18 protein-coding genes are annotated in these 19,229 nt (G+C 51.5%); 9 read left to right on the top strand and 9 right to left on the bottom strand.

Going from position 1 to position 19,229, the window contains the following annotated elements; genetic code table 11:
* Nucleotides 1-4 precede the first annotated feature (4 nt).
* From fimH to fimA, 4 genes are all read right to left on the bottom strand, one after another.
* Nucleotides 5-1,012 (bottom strand): type 1 fimbria D-mannose specific adhesin FimH, encoded by a 1,008-nt coding sequence (gene fimH, locus FTE26_RS08820; protein ID WP_000691050.1) that lies wholly within the window; start codon nt 1,010-1,012, stop codon nt 5-7.
* A 12-nt stretch (nt 1,013-1,024) separates the two neighbouring features.
* Nucleotides 1,025-3,634: a fimbrial biogenesis usher protein gene (locus FTE26_RS08815; protein WP_001297441.1), complete on the bottom strand. Its 2,610-nt coding sequence runs from the start codon at nt 3,632-3,634 to the stop codon at nt 1,025-1,027.
* Nucleotides 3,635-3,664: 30 nt separating this feature from the next.
* Nucleotides 3,665-4,357 (bottom strand): type 1 fimbria chaperone FimC, encoded by a 693-nt coding sequence (gene fimC / locus FTE26_RS08810; RefSeq protein ID WP_000988364.1) that lies wholly within the window; start codon nt 4,355-4,357, stop codon nt 3,665-3,667.
* 219 nt (nt 4,358-4,576) lie between these two features.
* Nucleotides 4,577-5,119: a type 1 fimbrial major subunit FimA gene (gene fimA / locus FTE26_RS08805; protein ID WP_000776555.1), complete on the bottom strand. Its 543-nt coding sequence runs from the start codon at nt 5,117-5,119 to the stop codon at nt 4,577-4,579.
* A 480-nt stretch (nt 5,120-5,599) separates the two neighbouring features.
* Between fimA and folD the strand changes: the two genes are divergently transcribed.
* The 3 genes from folD to FTE26_RS08790 all read left to right on the top strand — a co-directional run bounded on the left by folD (nt 5,600) and on the right by FTE26_RS08790 (nt 7,309).
* Nucleotides 5,600-6,466 (top strand): bifunctional methylenetetrahydrofolate dehydrogenase/methenyltetrahydrofolate cyclohydrolase FolD, encoded by an 867-nt coding sequence (gene folD, locus FTE26_RS08800; protein WP_000729160.1) that lies wholly within the window; start codon nt 5,600-5,602, stop codon nt 6,464-6,466.
* Nucleotide 6,467: 1 nt separating this feature from the next.
* Nucleotides 6,468-6,680 (top strand): ribosome-associated protein YbcJ, encoded by a 213-nt coding sequence (gene ybcJ / locus FTE26_RS08795; RefSeq protein ID WP_000190288.1) that lies wholly within the window; start codon nt 6,468-6,470, stop codon nt 6,678-6,680.
* A 107-nt stretch (nt 6,681-6,787) separates the two neighbouring features.
* Nucleotides 6,788-7,309 carry a metal-dependent hydrolase gene (locus tag FTE26_RS08790; RefSeq protein WP_001143552.1) on the top strand — a complete coding sequence of 174 codons (522 nt, stop codon included), beginning with the start codon at nt 6,788-6,790 and terminating at the stop codon, nt 7,307-7,309.
* A 35-nt stretch (nt 7,310-7,344) separates the two neighbouring features.
* Here the strand turns inward: FTE26_RS08790 and cysS are convergent, their stop codons facing one another.
* Nucleotides 7,345-8,730, bottom strand: coding sequence for a cysteine--tRNA ligase (cysS, locus tag FTE26_RS08785; RefSeq protein WP_000912344.1), 1,386 nt, complete (start codon nt 8,728-8,730; stop codon nt 7,345-7,347).
* 173 nt (nt 8,731-8,903) lie between these two features.
* On the opposite strand from cysS, the gene ppiB reads away from it, so the two are divergent.
* The 4 genes from ppiB (at nt 8,904) to purK (ending at nt 11,814) form a co-directional block, all read left to right on the top strand.
* Nucleotides 8,904-9,398 carry a peptidylprolyl isomerase B gene (gene ppiB, locus FTE26_RS08780; protein ID WP_000256002.1) on the top strand — a complete coding sequence of 165 codons (495 nt, stop codon included), beginning with the start codon at nt 8,904-8,906 and terminating at the stop codon, nt 9,396-9,398.
* Nucleotides 9,399-9,400: 2 nt separating this feature from the next.
* Nucleotides 9,401-10,123 carry a UDP-2,3-diacylglucosamine diphosphatase gene (gene lpxH / locus FTE26_RS08775; protein WP_000212252.1) on the top strand — a complete coding sequence of 241 codons (723 nt, stop codon included), beginning with the start codon at nt 9,401-9,403 and terminating at the stop codon, nt 10,121-10,123.
* A 117-nt stretch (nt 10,124-10,240) separates the two neighbouring features.
* A complete protein-coding gene (gene purE / locus FTE26_RS08770) occupies nt 10,241-10,750 on the top strand; it encodes a 5-(carboxyamino)imidazole ribonucleotide mutase (protein ID WP_001295318.1) in 510 nt (169 codons plus the stop codon).
* Nucleotides 10,747-11,814, top strand: a complete 1,068-nt coding sequence (gene purK, locus FTE26_RS08765; protein ID WP_000815553.1) for a 5-(carboxyamino)imidazole ribonucleotide synthase — start codon at nt 10,747-10,749, stop codon at nt 11,812-11,814. Before purE ends, purK begins: the two co-directional genes overlap by 4 nt.
* A 136-nt stretch (nt 11,815-11,950) precedes the next feature.
* Here the strand turns inward: purK and FTE26_RS08760 are convergent, their stop codons facing one another.
* The 4 genes from FTE26_RS08760 to FTE26_RS08745 are packed head-to-tail and all read right to left on the bottom strand — an operon-like array spanning nt 11,951 to nt 16,603.
* Nucleotides 11,951-12,844, bottom strand: coding sequence for a carbamate kinase (locus FTE26_RS08760; protein ID WP_000855381.1), 894 nt, complete (start codon nt 12,842-12,844; stop codon nt 11,951-11,953).
* Nucleotides 12,841-13,656, bottom strand: a complete 816-nt coding sequence (locus FTE26_RS08755; protein WP_001297445.1) for a DUF2877 domain-containing protein — start codon at nt 13,654-13,656, stop codon at nt 12,841-12,843. The genes FTE26_RS08760 and FTE26_RS08755 overlap by 4 nt, the downstream gene beginning before the upstream one ends.
* 10 nt (nt 13,657-13,666) lie before the next feature.
* A complete protein-coding gene (locus tag FTE26_RS08750) occupies nt 13,667-14,926 on the bottom strand; it encodes a DUF1116 domain-containing protein (RefSeq protein WP_000495365.1) in 1,260 nt (419 codons plus the stop codon).
* A gap of 9 nt (nt 14,927-14,935) precedes the next feature.
* Nucleotides 14,936-16,603 (bottom strand): acyl-CoA synthetase FdrA, encoded by a 1,668-nt coding sequence (locus tag FTE26_RS08745; RefSeq protein ID WP_085674681.1) that lies wholly within the window; start codon nt 16,601-16,603, stop codon nt 14,936-14,938.
* 316 nt (nt 16,604-16,919) lie between these two features.
* Between FTE26_RS08745 and allD the strand changes: the two genes are divergently transcribed.
* Together allD and allC are read left to right on the top strand one after the other, a co-directional pair.
* Nucleotides 16,920-17,969, top strand: a complete 1,050-nt coding sequence (allD, locus tag FTE26_RS08740; protein ID WP_000703894.1) for an ureidoglycolate dehydrogenase — start codon at nt 16,920-16,922, stop codon at nt 17,967-17,969.
* Between the two features lie 21 nt (nt 17,970-17,990).
* Complete coding sequence (gene allC / locus FTE26_RS08735; protein WP_001297443.1) at nt 17,991-19,226, top strand: allantoate deiminase; 1,236 nt, start codon at nt 17,991-17,993, stop codon at nt 19,224-19,226.
* The last annotated feature ends 3 nt before the right edge of the window (nt 19,227-19,229 follow it).

Here is a 19,229-nt window from a genome sequence, read left to right as displayed (position 1 = left end):
TACCTCATTGATAATCGACGCGTAAATACCCCAGCGCGCTAAACGGCCCTTCGGTCGGTTTTTGACCGGTAATACTGATAGGCCAGGCGCGAAGTGTGACATTGGCTGCCGCAGCTGCATCCAGACGGAAAGGAATAACGCTATTGAGATCGTTAGGCGTGATCGGCGTATCGTTCTGATCGGCGACAATAAAACCTAAATCCTGATTGTCCGACACCATCGCCTGACCAGAAACGGCACTGGCTTCCAGACGCATTGTTAAATAAGCCTGCGCAGCAACATTCGTACATTTGACCGCAATGCTCTTGGTTTGCGGCATGACACCAGCAGGTCGATTACCCGGCCCTGCCGCACTAAATAACGATGCGCCGATATCACCAAAATCAAATTCAACAATCTGCCCGGCATTTAATTCGCAGTTTTGCGGTACTTCAACCCGGCCACCAAAACTAATGGTATAAACAGGTGTAACCAACGGATCGTAAGGCGTTGATGTCACATACACGGTAAACATCACCTGTCTGGGGATCTCCACCATGTTAATAAAGGGACGAATAACCTTTAAACGAAATATTAAACGAGAATCCATCACCCCGAATGGAAGGTTTTGCGAAACGTTAGGATCTGTTCCCATCAGAATATAATTTTGCGGGGGGAACTGAATATCCATCACACTATCAACCAGACTCATCGCACCTAATAGATAATCATTTAATTGCATATATTTATAATTATCGATAGTTTCCTGAACAATAAAGTTGGTGACATAACTACGGTATGTATAATTCACCAGCGTACCGGGTGGACAAATTGCTGAGACACCTACCCAGCCGGATTTTTCCGGTAAAACAACAATCTGCCCTGGCTGGTTATTGGTGCTATTAAAGATATTTGAGAGATCATAGTGTTCATCTTCTGCTACGCCAGTACTATTTGCACAAACAGTAGCCCAGGATATGTTTGCCAGACACAAACATGCCATCGCCAATAATAATCTGCAGATTATCTTCATTGATAATTTCCTTTATGAGCCAGGATGTGTGCAAACTGCCGAAATAACAGTGACGGCTTGCTGTAAGCTTTGCTTCGGCAATACATAGTGCGCAATGCAGCGTGAGTTCGCGCCGTTTCCCCACTGAACCAGTAATTCACCAGACAATGGCGCACCACTTAAATAAACTTGCCCGTCATCACCCACCATACTGGTTATTCCGGTACTGTTTTCCCGTACCAGTGATCCAAACGGCACCGGTTTTCCGCCCTGGGTAACGGTAATGAGCGCCCGCACGCCTATGCGGGTATCAAAATTGGCACGAACCAATGCGCCTTGCGTCGGCACAACGCTGCTAATATTTTTTTCAACATCGATGGAATTCCCCATCGTATTGGTATCAAGCGCGATACGGTTATACCGATAAACCGTGGCATACGGCATCACCGCATAGCCGCGCCAGTCGGTTAAAATTCCAGTTTGATTTTCAATGCGTACACCGCCTGCGCCAGGCGCTTTAATCAAAACATTGGTATCCCCTAAAGGCTGGCTCAGCGTTATGCCATTTTCATGCCCGACCACACCGCCAGACAGCTGCCAGTTAACGTCATGTTGATCGCGGTCGTAGTTATACCCGACTCCCAGCGTACCGTAAGCGGCCTGCCAGTTTGCCGTGGCGCTGCCCGTATACCCATTATTCGAGGTATCACCCTGGCTTACGTGATAACTCAGGTTGTGGCCTTCCAGTAAGGTCCCACCTACACCTGCCAGCCAGCTATTTTGCCCGTTGCTGTTACGGTTGGCGTTAAAGGAGGCATAAGCGCGGTCGAGCGCATTTTCCCAGGTGTAGCGACGTTTGGTCAGAACATTGAAAGGCACTGAAACATTAAGTCCGACAATACGTTCGTTATCGGGGATCCCTACAGATTCATTCCACGAAAATGAGAGTGAATAACTGATGCCAACCCAGCTGCTGGTATACCCCACCTGATACCAGGTATCTGAATCCGAAGTATTCCAGTATTTTTGATGGGTACCAGAGATATAAAGCGAGCCAAAGTCATTAAGTGATTGTGAAATATTTAACTGCAAACGGTCTTTACGGCTAAAGCGTAAATTGTGGTAATTCACGATTATCGGTTCATCCCGATGCTCACCGTCATAATCGTAATCATATTCGTACCCCTCCATTCGACGATACGCAACATCATCAAGGGTATAAAAACCTTGTGTCGAATAGCGGTAACCCATTAACTGAAAATTGGTGCCGAAGGTGTTCATCGATTTCGCATAGAGGAAGCGAATGGAATCCCCCTCATGACGACTGTCGTCGGCTAACTGGCTGCGCGCATGGGTCACATCCAGCGACACTGCGCCCCAGTTCCCGAGGTTGCGCCCCAGCCCTAATAAAAAGGCGGTGTAATTGGCAGATAATTGCGTCCCGCCGTAGGCAGTAAATTCCTGTGGTAAACCGCCGAGTGCCGTGCCCTGAAAAAAGAAAGGCGATGATTGCTGACTATTACCGCTACGAAAATCGCCCGCCGTCAGGTCAAATTTGAAACGCCCTTCGCGTTGTAAAATTGGCACTGTTGAATACGGAATAGTGTAATTCTGCTGATTGCCATCGTGTTCGTCAATGGTGACGTCCAGATCGCCATTTGAAGATGTCGGGTGCAAATCTGTAATTTCAAAAGCGCCGGGGGAAACATAGCTTTGATAGATAATAAAACCATTTTGCCGAATCGTTAGCTGGGCCGCCGTACGGGCAATCCCACGTACCGTTGGGGCAAACCCTTGCTGGCTATCAGGATACATATTATCGGAAGAATAAAGCCGTACACCACGAAATCCAACACCATCGAAAATATCACTTCCTGTATTGCCGTCTCCCATTACCAGTTCACTTTTCAGCGGAATAATGGCGCGCTGTACCCAGGTGCCAATATTATTCCACTGTTCTGAATGATATCCATTTCCGCGAAAATAGTTCCAGGAACCATTGTTGCGTAAACGCCACGGGCCAATATTAATCCCGCTGAGCTCACTAAAAAAATAGCTATCGTTACCATTACCTCTGTTACCGGTGAAATTATAATTCAGGAGTAAAGCAGGAATACCTTCATCCCACTCTTCAGGCGGAATGTAACCGTGAGCGCTACTCAACAACGCTATCTGAGGAATAGTGATGTTCAGGCGCATCGCTGCAAAATCAAAGTTAATTGTGGCATCAGGTACAGCTTTCAGTAAATTGATGCATTTATTGTTTTGCTGCTGGGCTAACTCGGGAAATGCACTGCTATTAAGGCCAATTCGTTCAAGGAGTACCTGGTTAAAACAGGGCATTAACCCACCTGATTTATCACCTGTATTTTCTGTTGTCGATTCAAATACGATATCCTGTGAACCAATGAACTCATCATTACGCCAGAGATCCACCCGATACACGCCCGCAGGTTGATGATTACCTCTCTCAAAGCGCGATAAATCAGCAACGGATGTGCCATTCTCTAATAAAAATGCCGGGTTGAAATAACTTTCCGCATAGCTTAAAAAGGAGGGTAAAATGGCAAGAGATGAATAACAAATTCCGGCCAGACACCAGGTATACCTCTGCGGAATATCCGTAGTAGTGGGTATTTTCATAATTAGCTCTGATATTGTCAGATGATTCGGTTAGTTTAAGTTCACTTCTCTGACCGGGGTTACTGAACCATAATCATTAACGGTCTGAAATTTCAGCTTTCCCTGCACTCCTGAGGGTAAGGGAATTTGTGAATTAACTCTGGGCGCAGCCATAGCATTCCCCAACTTTTGGCTGCCCACTTGTAAGTTAACCAGGGTGACATAAAAAGGTGATGGATTATGAACATTGATATAGTTACCGGATCGCGAAAACTTGAGTGTGTCCGGCGCTTCTGCGGGTAATTCTTGTAATTGAATTGGACGGAGAAATAATTTCATGCGCGATAAAATCGCCAGTTGCAAAACATTCCTGCCGTTCAATGCATTTTTATCTACCGAAGGGATCGTCTTAACATTCATCCAGAACAGAGACTCACGATCTGCTGCCAGCGGTGGACCGGTGTAAATAATACGCAAAGTATTTTCGCTTTTGGGTTCACTAACAAACAGTGGCGGTGTAATGATGAATGACTTTTCTTTTACACCGCTGCTGTTTTCAATCCACGAATTGACCAGAAAACGCTCATTGGTATGGCTATTTCTAATCCATACCGCAGTCTGTTTAGCATCAGCGGGATAAATAATACGCGTGGCACCTAATGCGATCCCTCCGGCAGCATGGGCGCTGGCCGAAATGATTAAATAAAATATAATGAGCATCAATAACTTTATTTTAGTCATCATAGTTAATACGCCTTGTGTATTCCTGACGGCAAAAATAAGAAATATAAAGAAATGATTGCTTTGGTTTCTTACAACACATCATTCCCTTTTCATTTAATAAAGCGGCATGATACAAAGTGAACATGATTTCGATTTACATTGCCACCATACCGCTTCAGACAACCGGTACATTACTTTGTTATAAGACGTGGTATATAATTCAAAACAACGTGGTTTTGATTATTCGTATCTCATAATAAAAGTCGCGTCAGCATTTGCTTGCCCTGCTGATGCACTTGTACCGGTGCCTTTATAACGTGCAGAAAAATGAAGAACGTTGGTCCCGGGGATCAAGTTCTGGTTGGTTGAGAAGCTATTCCCATCAGGTTTGAGAATTGCGGATGTATTATCAAGTATTTCAATACCGACACCCGTTGCTGTTGTTGTATTGGTACTGGATGCAATGGCCAATAAATTATCATTGATTGCATCAGCCTGACCAGAAAATGCAACGGCAGCATTAGCGGCAACAACAGGATCGCAGTCGTTCAACTGAATGGTGAATGGAATTAATGCAGAGGTATTACCAACAGCATTGAAAATATCGGTACGATATTGACCGAGTGTGACAACCTGGTCTGCCGAGTCAGTATTCACTGAACAGGCAGCATTCACCAGTTCGCCTTCAAAGTGAATTGTACCGCCATCTACAACGGCAGCATAACTACCCGTAGCGGCGAATAGTGCGGCAGCCAGCGCAGACGAAATAAATCTTAATTTCATATATATTCCTTCAATCTCATTTATCGACTCCACATCCGTATATAACCGATTACTTTATTTAAGACACTGATAGTAGTAAAATTCCTTTTTATCCTCTAAGAATGTCTTAATTGAAAATATGCACTCTATTCTAAAAAATAGAGAGCCCCGTTAGATGAATACTTCCGCGCAAAATATATTCAACAAAAATATAGACCTGAAGCGGTAAATTACCAGGCTGAAAATTCTTTTTATATTGTCAGGTATTTCTTAAATTATCTTAATCCTTAAACAAGGAAATAAATCAGTTCCAGATTTACAACGCCATCATGGACGAAAAATGAAGCTTTCAATCTCAGCGACCTCAGCGACGGTGCGCCTAACCTTCGCAAGAGGTCGCTTCACGCGATAAATCTGAAACGAAACCTGACAGCGCGCCCCGCTTCTGACAAAATAGACGCATCCCCTTCGACCTACGTAACAGATGGAATCCTCTCTCTGATGGCAGCAAAGATTATTGACGGTAAAACGATTGCGCAGCAGGTGCGCTCTGAAGTTGCTCAAAAAGTTCAGGCGCGTATTGCAGCCGGACTGCGGGCACCAGGACTGGCCGTTGTGCTGGTGGGTAGTAACCCTGCATCGCAAATTTATGTCGCAAGCAAACGCAAGGCTTGTGAAGAAGTCGGGTTCGTCTCCCGCTCTTATGACCTCCCGGAAACCACCAGCGAAGCGGAGCTGCTGGAGCTTATCGATACGCTGAATGCCGACAACACCATCGATGGCATTCTGGTTCAACTGCCGTTACCGGCGGGTATTGATAACGTCAAAGTGCTGGAACGTATTCATCCGGACAAAGACGTGGACGGTTTCCATCCTTACAACGTCGGTCGTCTGTGCCAGCGCGCGCCGCGTCTGCGTCCCTGCACCCCGCGCGGTATCGTCACGCTGCTTGAGCGTTACAACATTGATACCTTCGGCCTCAACGCCGTGGTGATTGGCGCATCGAATATCGTCGGTCGCCCAATGAGCATGGAACTGTTGCTCGCAGGTTGCACCACTACCGTGACTCACCGCTTCACTAAAAATCTGCGTCATCACGTAGAAAATGCCGATCTGTTGATCGTTGCCGTTGGCAAGCCAGGCTTTATTCCCGGTGACTGGATCAAAGAAGGCGCAATTGTGATTGATGTCGGCATCAACCGTCTGGAAAATGGCAAAGTTGTGGGCGACGTCGTGTTTGAAGACGCGGCTAAACGCGCCTCATACATTACGCCTGTTCCCGGCGGCGTTGGCCCGATGACGGTTGCCACGCTGATTGAAAACACGCTACAGGCGTGCGTTGAATATCATGATCCACAGGATGAGTAACATGGCGACATTTTCTTTAGGTAAACATCCGCACGTTGAGCTGTGCGACTTGCTGAAACTGGAAGGCTGGAGCGAAAGCGGCGCGCAGGCGAAAATCGCGATTGCCGAAGGCCAGGTGAAAGTCGACGGTGCGGTTGAAACGCGCAAACGCTGCAAAATCGTCGCCGGTCAGACAGTGAGTTTTGCAGGTCACAGCGTACAGGTTGTTGCCTGATCCCTTTCCCGGCCTGTATCAACAGGCCGGTTCTCTTTTCAGACTTTTGCCCTCTACGCCCCGTTCATCCATGCTGATAGCATCGACATTTTGCCGAAGCGACCATCATGCCAACCGTTATTACGCACGCCGCCGTTCCCCTATGCATTGGTTTAGGGTTGGGTTCGAAAGTCATCCCTCCGCGTCTGTTATTTGCCGGAATCATCCTGGCGATGCTGCCCGACGCCGACGTATTGTCGTTTAAATTTGGCGTTGCTTACGGCAATGTTTTTGGTCATCGCGGTTTTACCCATTCGCTGGTGTTTGCGTTTGTTGTCCCGCTGTTATGTGTGCTGATTGGACGCCGATGGTTCAGGGCTGGGCTGATTCGCTGCTGGCTGTTTTTAACCGTCTCGTTGCTATCGCACAGCTTGCTGGATTCGGTAACCACTGGCGGTAAGGGCGTTGGCTGGCTGTGGCCGTGGTCAGATGAACGCTTTTTCGCTCCCTGGCAGGTGATTAAAGTCGCGCCGTTTGCATTGTCTCGTTACACCACGCCGTACGGGCATCAGGTGATAATTTCTGAATTGATGTGGGTGTGGTTGCCGGGGATGGTGCTTATGGGAATGTTGTGGTGGCGCAGGCGATAACCGGATGCGAAAACTCGCATCCGGCAACAGCGCAATTACTTACGACGCCAGGTGGTCCCTTGCGGGCCATCTTCCAGCACGATCCCCATCTCGTTAAGACGGTCACGCGCCGCATCTGCCGCCGCCCAGTCTTTCGCTTTACGGGCATCCAGACGCAGTTGAATTAACGCTTCAATCTCAGCCACTTCGCTGTCGTCTGCCTGCGCGCCGCTTTGCAGGAACGCTTCCGGTTCTTGCTCCAGCAGGCCCAATACAGCGGAAAGTTTACGCAGGTGAGATGCCATTGCATTCGCCGCTGCCATATCTTCTGCTTTCAGACGGTTTACTTCACGCGCCATATCAAACAGTACGGAATAGGCTTCCGGGGTGTTGAAATCGTCGTCCATCGCTTCAATAAAGCGCGCTTCAAACGCTTCGCCACCGGCAGGCGCAACGGTTTTATCTGTGCCGCGCAGCGCAGTGTAGAGACGCTCCAGCGCCGCACGCGCCTGCTTCAGGTTCTCTTCGCTGTAGTTCAACTGGCTGCGATAGTGGCCCGACATCAGGAAGTAACGCACGGTTTCCGCGTCGTAGTATTTCAGCACATCGCGCACGGTAAAGAAGTTACCCAGCGATTTGGACATCTTCTCGCGGTCAACCATCACCATCCCCGAGTGCATCCAGTAGTTCACATACTGGCCATCATGGGCACAGGTGGACTGCGCGATTTCGTTCTCGTGGTGCGGGAACATCAGGTCTGAACCGCCGCCGTGGATATCAAAGTGGTTACCCAGCTGCTTGCAGTTCATTGCCGAACATTCAATGTGCCAGCCTGGACGGCCCGCGCCCCACGGAGACGGCCAGCTCGGTTCGCCCTCTTTCGACATCTTCCACAGAACGAAGTCCATCGGGTTGCGTTTGTCGTCGACCACGTCAACGCGCGCACCTGCCTGCAGCTGGTCGAGATCCTGACGCGACAGCACGCCATATGTCGGATCGGTCGGGACGTCGAACATCACGTCGCCGTTGTCCGCCACATAAGCGTGACCTTTGGCGATCAGTTGTTCAGTGAGTTCAATAATTTCTGCGATATGGTGCGTCGCGCGCGGCTCCATATCCGGGCGCAGAATGTTCAAAGCATCAAAATCTTTGTGCATTTCGGCGATCATGCGATCCACCAGCGCCACAAAGCTTTCGCCATTTTCATTGGCGCGTTTGATGATTTTGTCGTCGATATCGGTAATGTTGCGCACATACTTCAGTTTATAGCCGAGGAAACGCAGATAGCGCGCAACCACGTCAAAAGCAACAAAGGTACGCCCGTGACCGATATGACAGAGATCGTAAACGGTGATTCCACACACATACATGCCGACTTCCCCGGCGTGAATAGGCTTAAATTCCTCTTTTTGGCGTGTCAGAGTATTGAAGATTTTTAGCATCGAAGATTCCGTTTAGACATGTGTGGGTAATTGAGTTGCGTATAATACCCATATTTCCCGCGCGAATCAGCATACATTGCGTGATGATCCGATCGTGCGGTTATGCTATAACACCACCCTATATATGACCCGAACTGGGTTGAAGCACCAATCAAACGGAACAGGATGCAAAAATGGTTACTTTCCACACCAATCACGGCGATATTGTCATCAAAACTTTTGACGATAAAGCACCTGAAACAGTTAAAAACTTCCTGGACTACTGCCGCGAAGGTTTTTACAACAACACCATTTTCCACCGTGTTATCAACGGCTTTATGATTCAGGGCGGCGGTTTTGAACCGGGCATGAAACAAAAAGCCACCAAAGAACCGATCAAAAACGAAGCCAACAACGGTCTGAAAAATACCCGTGGTACGCTGGCAATGGCCCGTACTCAGGCTCCGCACTCTGCAACTGCACAGTTCTTCATCAACGTGGTTGATAACGACTTCCTGAACTTCTCTGGCGAAAGCCTGCAAGGTTGGGGCTACTGCGTGTTTGCTGAAGTGGTTGAAGGCATGGACGTGGTTGACAAAATCAAAGGTGTTGCAACCGGTCGTAGCGGTATGCACCAGGACGTGCCAAAAGAAGACGTTATCATTGAAAGCGTGACCGTTAGCGAGTAATCGTGGCGACACTCTTTATTGCAGATCTTCATCTCTGCGTGGAAGAACCGGCGATCACCGCCGGTTTTCTGCGTTTTTTAGCGGGGGAAGCCCGCAAGGCCGACGCGCTGTATATTCTTGGCGATCTGTTTGAAGCATGGATTGGCGACGACGATCCCAACCCACTCCATCGCCAGATGGCGGCAGCGATCAAAGCGGTGTCCGATTCCGGCGTTCCCTGTTATTTCATTCATGGCAACCGTGATTTTCTGCTCGGCAAACGCTTTGCCCGTGAAAGCGGCATGACATTATTGCCGGAAGAAAAGGTGCTCGAACTTTATGGTCGCCGGGTGTTGATTATGCATGGCGACACGCTGTGCACCGATGACGCGGGTTATCAGGCTTTTCGCGCCAAAGTCCACAAACCCTGGCTGCAAATGCTATTCCTCGCCCTGCCGTTGTTTGTGCGCAAACGCATTGCCGCGCGAATGCGAGCGAACAGTAAAGAAGCCAACAGCAGTAAATCGCTGGCGATCATGGACGTTAACCAAAACGCGGTAGTCAGTGCGATGGAAAAACATCAGGTGCAATGGCTGATCCACGGACATACCCATCGCCCGGCGGTACATGAACTTATCGCCAACCAGCAACCTGCTTTTCGCGTGGTACTCGGTGCCTGGCATACGGAAGGTTCGATGGTGAAAGTCACGGCGGATGACGTTGAGCTGATTCATTTTCCGTTTTAAAAAACCCGCAACTTTGCTGATTTCACAGCCACGCAACCGTTTTCCTTGCTCTCTTTCCGTGCTATTCTCTGTGCCCTCTAAAGCCGAGAGTTGTGCACCACAGGAGTTTTAAGACGCATGTCTTCCCGCAATAATCCGGCGCGTGTCGCCATCGTGATGGGGTCCAAAAGCGACTGGGCTACCATGCAGTTCGCCGCCGAAATCTTCGAAATCCTGAATGTCCCGCACCACGTTGAAGTGGTTTCTGCTCACCGCACCCCCGATAAGCTGTTCAGCTTCGCCGAAAGCGCCGAAGAGAACGGTTATCAGGTGATTATTGCGGGCGCAGGCGGCGCAGCGCACCTGCCTGGTATGATTGCCGCCAAAACGCTGGTGCCAGTGCTGGGCGTGCCAGTACAGAGCGCCGCACTGAGCGGTGTCGATAGCCTCTACTCCATCGTACAAATGCCGCGCGGCATTCCGGTGGGTACGCTGGCGATTGGTAAAGCTGGCGCGGCAAACGCGGCGTTACTGGCAGCACAAATTCTTGCGACTCATGATAAAGAACTGCACCAGCGTCTGAATGACTGGCGCAAAGCCCAGACCGACGAAGTGCTGGAAAACCCGGACCCGCGAGGTGCGGCATGAAACAGGTTTGCGTCCTCGGTAACGGGCAGTTAGGCCGTATGCTGCGTCAGGCAGGTGAACCGTTAGGCATTGCTGTCTGGCCGGTCGGGCTGGACGCTGAACCGGCGGCGGTGCCTTTTCAACAAAGCGTGATTACCGCTGAGATCGAACGCTGGCCGGAAACCGCATTAACCCGCGAGCTGGCGCGTCATCCGGCCTTTGTGAACCGCGATGTGTTCCCGATTATTGCCGACCGTCTGACTCAGAAGCAGCTTTTCGATAAGCTCCACCTGCCGACCGCACCGTGGCAGTTACTTGCCGATCGCAGCGAGTGGCCTGCGGTGTTTGAGCGTTTAGGTGAACTGGCGATTGTTAAGCGTCGCACTGGTGGCTATGACGGTCGCGGTCAATGGCGTTTACGTGCCAATGAAACCGAACAGTTACCGGCAGAGTGTTACGGCGAATGTATTGTCGAGCAGGGCATTAACTTCTCTGGTGAAGTGTCGCTGGTTGGCGCACGCGGATTTGATGGCAGCACCGTGTTTTATCCGCTGACGCATAACCTGCATCAGGACGGTATTTTGCGCACCAGCGTCGCTTTTCCGCAGGCCAATGCGCAGCAGCAAGCGCAAGCCGAAGAGATGCTGTCGGCGATTATGCAGGAGCTGGGCTATGTGGGCGTGATGGCGATGGAGTGTTTTGTCACCCCGCAAGGTCTGCTGATCAACGAACTGGCACCGCGTGTGCATAACAGCGGTCACTGGACACAAAACGGTGCCAGCATCAGCCAGTTTGAGCTGCATCTGCGGGCGATTACCGATCTGCCGTTACCGCAACCGGTAGTGAATAGTCCGTCGGTGATGATCAACCTGATTGGTAGCGATGTGAATTATGACTGGCTGAAACTGCCGCTGGTGCATCTGCACTGGTACGACAAAGAAGTCCGTCCGGGGCGTAAAGTGGGGCATCTGAATTTGACCGACAGCGACACATCGCGTCTGACCGCGACGCTGGAAGCCTTGATCCCGCTGCTGCCGCCGGAGTATGCCAGCGGCGTGATGTGGGCGCAGAGTAAGTTCAGTTAAGCAGGTGCTCATTTGATTGCCGGATGCGGCGTAAACGCCTTATCCGGCTTACCGCTCCGGTACCCATTGTAGGCCTGATAAGACGCGTCAAGCGTCGCATCAGGCATGGTGCACCGATTGCCGGATGCTCTCATCACTACAGCGAAATACAGGTCCCTGCTTCGCCCGCCAGCGTATCTTCAATCCGCGATAACGCCCCAATCCACGCGGGTTTACCACGGCTTCTGACATAACCACTCACCGCCGTTACCTTCGGCCCCATCGAACCATCGGCTTTGGCAAATGGCGCTAACTCATCCGGTGTGGCATGGCGAATGGCGCATTGCTGCGGCGTTCCCCAGTTTTCATATACCGCATCAGCATCAGTGAGGATCACCAGCCCATCGGCGTTAATCTGCTCAGCGAGCAACGCAGCAGCGAGATCTTTATCAATCACCGCTTCACTCCCTGCCCCATCTTCCGTCACAGGCACACCGCCGCCGCCACTGCAAATCACCACATGCCCCTCTTTGAGCAACAACTCGATGGCTTCGCTGTCGAGAATTTTACGCGGTTGCGGAGACGCCACCACCCGGCGCAAATATTTACCATCACGTTTCATCTGCCAGCCGTAAGCCGCTTCCAGTGCCTCTTGTTCTTCTGGCTGATAAACCGGACCAATAAATTTCTCTGGCTGCAAAAACGCCGGATCATCAGGCGAAACCTCAATGCGCGTCAGCACCGTCGTCACGGGCGGCATCTGCGGCTGTGCGCTCAAACTCTGCGCCAGCATATAGCCAATCATCCCCTGACTTTCTGCCACCAGCACATCCAGCGGATACGGTTCTACCTCTTTCCACGCCAGATTCTGCAATGCCAGCAGCCCCACCTGCGGCCCGTTGCCGTGAACAATCGCCAGCCGATAAGAACGGGCCAGGCGTGCCAGCGCGGGTACAGCACTGGCGATATTGCGATATTGATTTTCCGCCGTCAGCGCCTCACCGCGCTGGAGTAAGGCGTTGCCCCCAAGAGCTACAACCAGTGTTTTCATGGTTTTCCTTGTAATAATTGTTGACCAAGCCAGAACCCCAGCAGTGTATCTGCCCCTGACGTATGCCCCAGCGCCAGCAGCGAATCAATCGCAACAGCGGTACGTTTCGGGCAACTCAGAGCATGAACAAAGTGCAGGAGTGGCGAGGCGAAATATCCTTGCGCGGCATAACGTAAATAACTGACGCTCACCGCTGTGGTAACGAGTTGCAGATTGTCGGAACAGGCAAAAAACTGGCGACCGGAGCGCGCATCTAAAGCGCCATAATACCAGGCCGCCAGCAGCATTCCGCTCAGCGTGTCATCATGACTCGGCGTTAATCCGGGGCCTTTACCCAGCCAGTGCCGCCAGTCGGTCTTAACGCCATTGAGCGCGGCCTGAAAACAGTGACGAAACTGGCGTAATTCAGCGGTCAGCGGATCGCTTGCCGCCAACGCCAGTGGCCCGAAAAGCCCGGTTTCCTCCGCGCGTTGCATCCATGCAGCTGCAAGCGGTTGAGGATGCGCAGGCGGCGTAATACGCAGCAAACAATAACGCTGTGGCTGTTTAACCGTGAAACGCCCGAGGCGAATCCCTTGAGCCACAACCTGTGGTCGTTCATTGCCGCATAATCCACCGCATAACGCATCGAATTGCGCGCGGCGAAGCACCCATCCTCCGGGGCCGAAACCACTACCCTGACGATGCAGCGTTAACAGTTCGCCGCTTTCCGTCATCAGGTTAATCGCCCGCCGCCACACTCCCGCTAACCGCCAGGACTGGCGATAATTCGGTGCACTACGGCTGGCAAGCAGAGGATGGATGATCGTCATTGCGCGTTCCTCAACCAATCCCCATGCTTTCAGCCAGTGCTTCCAGCGCCTGTTCAAAACACGCCAGCGGTGCCCGCACAGTGCCTGCGCCAATCTGCCCGATCCCCGCCTCTTTATGGGCGATACCGGTATTGATGAGTGGCGTAATGCCGGTTTCTACCACGCGACGAATGTCCAGTCCCAGGCACGCGCCCTGAAAATCCCAGCCTGGGATCTGCAACTGCATATTGCGCTCAAGGTAAATTTCCGCCATCTCTTCAGATACCGCTCTGGCCGCTTCCATGCCACCCGCACCGACAAAGCGCGTTACGCCAGGCGCTGCGATCATTGCCGCACCTCCGATACCAAAGGTTTCGGTAATCGCGCTATCGCCCATATCCGGGTTCGCCTGCTCCTGCGAGAAGCCGGTGAAAAACAGACCTTGCGGAGTGTTTACAGGCGCAGTAAACCAGCGTTCGCCCAGCCCGCTTACCCGAATCCCGAACATATTGCCGTTGCGGGTCATTGCCGTGACGATGCTGCCTGCGCGGATCATCGCGCCAGCATCCATCGCCGCCTTGCAGTAAGCCATCGCGAGGTTGAGGAAGAACTGATCGGTCACGCTGAGGAAATCCATCACTTCGGCGATGTGCTGTTTATCATGATCGAGGCGAGCAATTTGTGGGGCCAGCGCACGCATTAACAGTGCAGAGGAAGCAATATTGCGTTGATGGAACTCATCGCCCATCGTAATGCCCTGCGCCATCATCGCCGTGAGATCGATACCGCGCTCCATGCGCCCCAGCGCCGCGCTTAATACTGGCATTAACACATCGCGCATCCAGCGATGGCGAGTCAGGACATCTTCGCCGTAAGCGCCAAAACGCATCACTTTGCCGATACCTTCGTTGAGGTTGCAGTACGCCCGGTTGCCGTCGGTCACGTTCTCGACCACCAGCATCGGCATACTGGCAGAAGTAATACCGCCCATTGGACCGACGGCATTCACATGGTGACAAGGAATGAAGTTCACTTCCCCCTGCTCCAGTATTGCCAGCGCCTGCGCTTCATCTTTCGCCCAGCCTTCGAACAGACATGCGCCCACGCACGCCCCTTTCATGGGTCCGGTCATCTCCTGCCAGCGCATTGGCGGCCCGGCGTGAAGCAGTGTTTTGCCCTCGTTTAGTTCGCTGATAAGTGAAGAAGCCGGTTGCACATCCAGCCAGTGTGGACGAGCGCGACGAATTTGTTCGATAACCGCAGCATTGGCTTGCGCCACTGATGTAAACATGGGAACCCCTTATTGCAAACGTTCTAATAAACGAGCCAGTTTTTTATTGCCGCCGGCGACTGGCGACCATTGGTAATGCACAACCGGTTTGCTGGCGCTTTGTAGCTCCAGCGCAAAGCTGCGTAATCCGATGTTAATCACGGCGACGTTTTCCAGTAATGACGGTGTGTGTTGCTGAGTGGCAGGCGAAAGCGGACGAATCAGTGCCGCCGCCAGCAAGGTGGCTTCCGGCAGCGAACTCACTACCGCGATCCCTGCATCTTCCAGCGTGGCGATTTGCTGCGAGCGGCATTGCGGGTCACGTTCAGTGCCTGTCACCGTGGCAATGGCATACAGTGGTTGATTGTCTGAACGCGCGGCACAGGCTTTTTGCCAGGCGCTTACCAGCGAGGCGGCAGGATCGGCGGTCGCACCGAAGCCAATCACGACATCAAGCAGCAATACGCGCACTTGCGGTTTAGCGCCGAGATCGGCAATTAACTGATTGCGTAAGGCTGGGTCGATCATCGGATGGGGACGCCCGACGGTGTAGAAATCATCGCCGAGGTCAATAATCTGGTGACCATCGGCGTCGAGCATCATGCCGTGATGATGGGTATCGTCGGCTTCCACGCCAAGGTGCCCGGCAAGTAATCCCGCCGCTTCGGCAGCCAGCGTACCGCCGGTATACAAACCGCAAATAAATCCGCTGCTGGCAGGCGTTATCGCGTTACGTCGCGCCGTAACGCGTGAAAGCAGGCAAGCCAGGCGTGCGGCCTCATCCAGCGAGGAGGCAAACCAGACATTCTCGTCGCGGGCCACCGCCGGGGTATAACCTAAAAACAGCGCCACCGTCGGTTTGCCGGTTGCTTTCATGGCATTAACAATTTTCAGACGCACAGCTTCGGCAGGCGGTTTTGAAACAAATGCCAGCACTTCGCTTTTCTCGTCTGCACTGAGCATTTCCAGCGCCGTCAGCGCACTGATGCCGCCCACTTCACGGCTGAGGTCGCGCCCGCCAAGGCCAATCGCGTGAGTAATTCCCTCCCCTGCCAGCGCAATCTGTGAGCACAGCTCCTGAATCCCGGTACCGGAAGCGCCAATGACGCCAATGTTGCCTTCCGGCATCACGTTAGCAAAAGCCAGCGGCGTGCCGGCAATCATCGACGTACCGCAGTCCGGCCCCATCACCAGCAAGCCTTTTTCTCGCGCGCGGGTTTTAAGTTGGATTTCATCTTCCAGCGTGACGTTATCGGAGAACATCATCACGTTGAGGTTGCGATCCAGCGCCTGATTCGCCAGCTCCGCCGCATACTCGCCAGCCACTGAAATCAGCGCCAGACTGGCATCGGATAATTTCTGACAGGCACTGTCCCAGCGACGCACCTGCGTCAAGGACTGGCTGCTGCCTGACCCCTGCGCCAGTTGTTTTAGCGCCTCTTCAAGCTGCTGCATAATCGCCTGCGCGATCCCCGCATCCGCCGCTTCGCTACGAATTACCACGCAAATATCGTTCGGCGTGGCGTTATTAAAATCGTCATGCCAGAAACCTGTGGTATCTAATAACGCTTTATTGGCGGGCGTACCCATCATTACGGAAACATCATCAACATTTTCTGATTCGCTGAGTTTTCGTGAAATAATCATTAAACTGACCGAATCCTGAAAACACCCTTTTTTAATAAAGGCGTGGATCATAACAACTCCTTAAAAATTGCACCCATGGCAATTGCACGAGCAGTGTTAATGTGGCGATTACGGTATCGATGACAACGGGTAAATAAGGTGATGAATATCACACAGGGATTATTAACAAAAGAATTCAAATAACCGCCATGCTATTACGTGTTATTTTTTAATAAGCGTGGTTGTTTTAAAAACCAGGTTAAAAGCGAGCGGATTATCAAATAAATTCTAACTATATTTTTTTGCCTGTCTGGATCACATAATCCAGATATTTTCCCTATATGTTAATTGCAGTCATGCTTCACACCGTCGTTAAAAAGGAAGACAGATGAAAATCAGTCGGGAAACACTCCACCAGCTAATTGAGAATAAACTCTGCCAGGCTGGGTTAAAACGTGAGCACGCTGCAACCGTGGCTGAAGTATTGGTTTACGCCGATGCCAGAGGGATCCACTCTCATGGCGCGGTGCGCGTGGAATACTACGCGGAACGCATTTCAAAAGGCGGCACCAACCGCGAACCGGAGTTTCGTCTTGAGGAAACCGGGCCGTGCTCGGCAATTTTACATGCCGACAATGCCGCCGGACAGGTCGCGGCGAAAATGGGTATGGAACATGCCATCAAAACCGCCCAGCAAAATGGCGTTGCGGTGGTCGGTATCAGCCGGATGGGTCACAGCGGCGCAATCTCTTATTTTGTGCAGCAGGCAGCCCGCGCCGGATTCATTGGCATTTCGATGTGCCAGTCCGATCCAATGGTGGTGCCGTTTGGCGGCGCGGAAATTTACTACGGTACTAACCCCCTGGCCTTTGCCGCGCCGGGAGAAGGCGACGAGATCCTTACCTTTGATATGGCGACTACCGTACAGGCATGGGGAAAAGTGCTCGACGCCCGCTCGCGTAATATGTCTATCCCGGATACCTGGGCGGTCGATAAAAACGGTGCACCAACAACCGATCCGTTCGCGGTACATGCTCTGCTCCCCGCCGCCGGGCCAAAAGGGTATGGCCTGATGATGATGATTGACGTCCTCTCAGGCGTCTTACTCGGCTTACCGTTCGGGCGACAGGTTAGTTCGATGTATGACGATTTACACGCAGGGCGTAATTTGGGGCAATTACATATAGTTATTAATCCGAACTTTTTCTCCTCCAGCGAATTATTCCGTCAACATCTTAGCCAGACCATGCGCGAATTAAATGCCATTACCCCCGCGCCCGGTTTTAACCAAGTTTATTATCCCGGACAGGATCAGGATATTAAACAACGCAAAGCCGCCGTCGAAGGCATCGAAATTGTTGATGATATTTACCAGTATTTAATTTCCGACGCGCTTTATAACACGTCATACGAAACGAAAAATCCCTTTGCGCAATAATTATTGAGACAGGACTTTCTTATGATTACACATTTTCGTCAAGCCATAGAAGAAACGCTGCCCTGGCTTTCCTCTTTTGGCGCTGACCCAACGGGTGGGATGACCCGTTTACTTTATTCGCCGGAATGGCTGGAAACCCAGCAGCAATTTAAAAAAAGAATGGCAGCAAGTGGGCTGGAAACACGTTTCGATGAAGTAGGGAATTTATACGGTCGCCTGAATGGTACCGAATATCCACAGGAAGTGATTCTGAGCGGTTCGCATATCGATACCGTGGTTAACGGCGGTAACCTCGACGGGCAATTCGGCGCGCTGGCGGCGTGGCTGGCAATTGACTGGCTGAAAACGCAATACGGCGCGCCGCTACGTACGGTCGAAGTAGTGGCGATGGCAGAAGAAGAAGGCAGCCGCTTCCCGTATGTCTTCTGGGGCAGTAAAAATATCTTTGGGCTGGCGAATCCTGACGACGTGCGGAATATCTGTGATGCCAAAGGAAATAGTTTTGTCGATGCGATGAAGGCTTGCGGATTTACTCTTCCGAACGCCCCACTAACTCCGCGTCAGGATATTAAAGCCTTTGTTGAACTGCATATTGAACAGGGCTGTGTGCTGGAAAGTAATGGGCAATCAATTGGCGTGGTGAATGCAATTGTCGGGCAGCGTCGTTATACGGTAACGCTGAACGGCGAATCAAACCATGCAGGCACCACGCCGATGGGTTATCGTCGTGATACAGTTTACGCTTTCAGTCGCATTTGCCATCAGTCGGTCGAAAAAGCGAAAAGGATGGGCGATCCGCTGGTTCTGACCTTTGGCAAAGTAGAGCCGCACCCGAATACGGTAAATGTGGTGCCGGGTAAAACCACGTTCACCATTGATTGTCGTCATACCGACGCTGCCGTGCTGCGCGATTTCACCCAACAGTTAGAAAACGACATGCGGGCGATTTGCGATGAAATGGACATTGGTATTGATATCGATTTATGGATGGACGAAGAACCCGTGCCGATGAATAAGGAGCTGGTCGCCACCCTGACAGAATTGTGTGAAAGAGAAAAACTGAATTACCGGGTGATGCACAGTGGTGCCGGGCACGACGCGCAAATTTTCGCGCCTCGCGTACCAACCTGCATGATTTTTATCCCCAGCATCAACGGGATCAGCCATAACCCGGCGGAACGCACCAATATTACCGACCTTGCCGAAGGGGTCAAAACGTTGGCACTCATGCTTTATCAACTTGCCTGGCAGAAATAAGGA

The sequence above is a fragment of the Escherichia sp. S10b genome, from assembly GCF_028421345.1.
In the GTDB taxonomy this organism is placed as follows: Bacteria; Pseudomonadota; Gammaproteobacteria; order Enterobacterales; family Enterobacteriaceae; genus ECMA0423.
The sequence above is the reverse complement of the archived record's forward strand: the minus strand, read 5'-3'. Positions and strand labels throughout refer to the sequence as shown.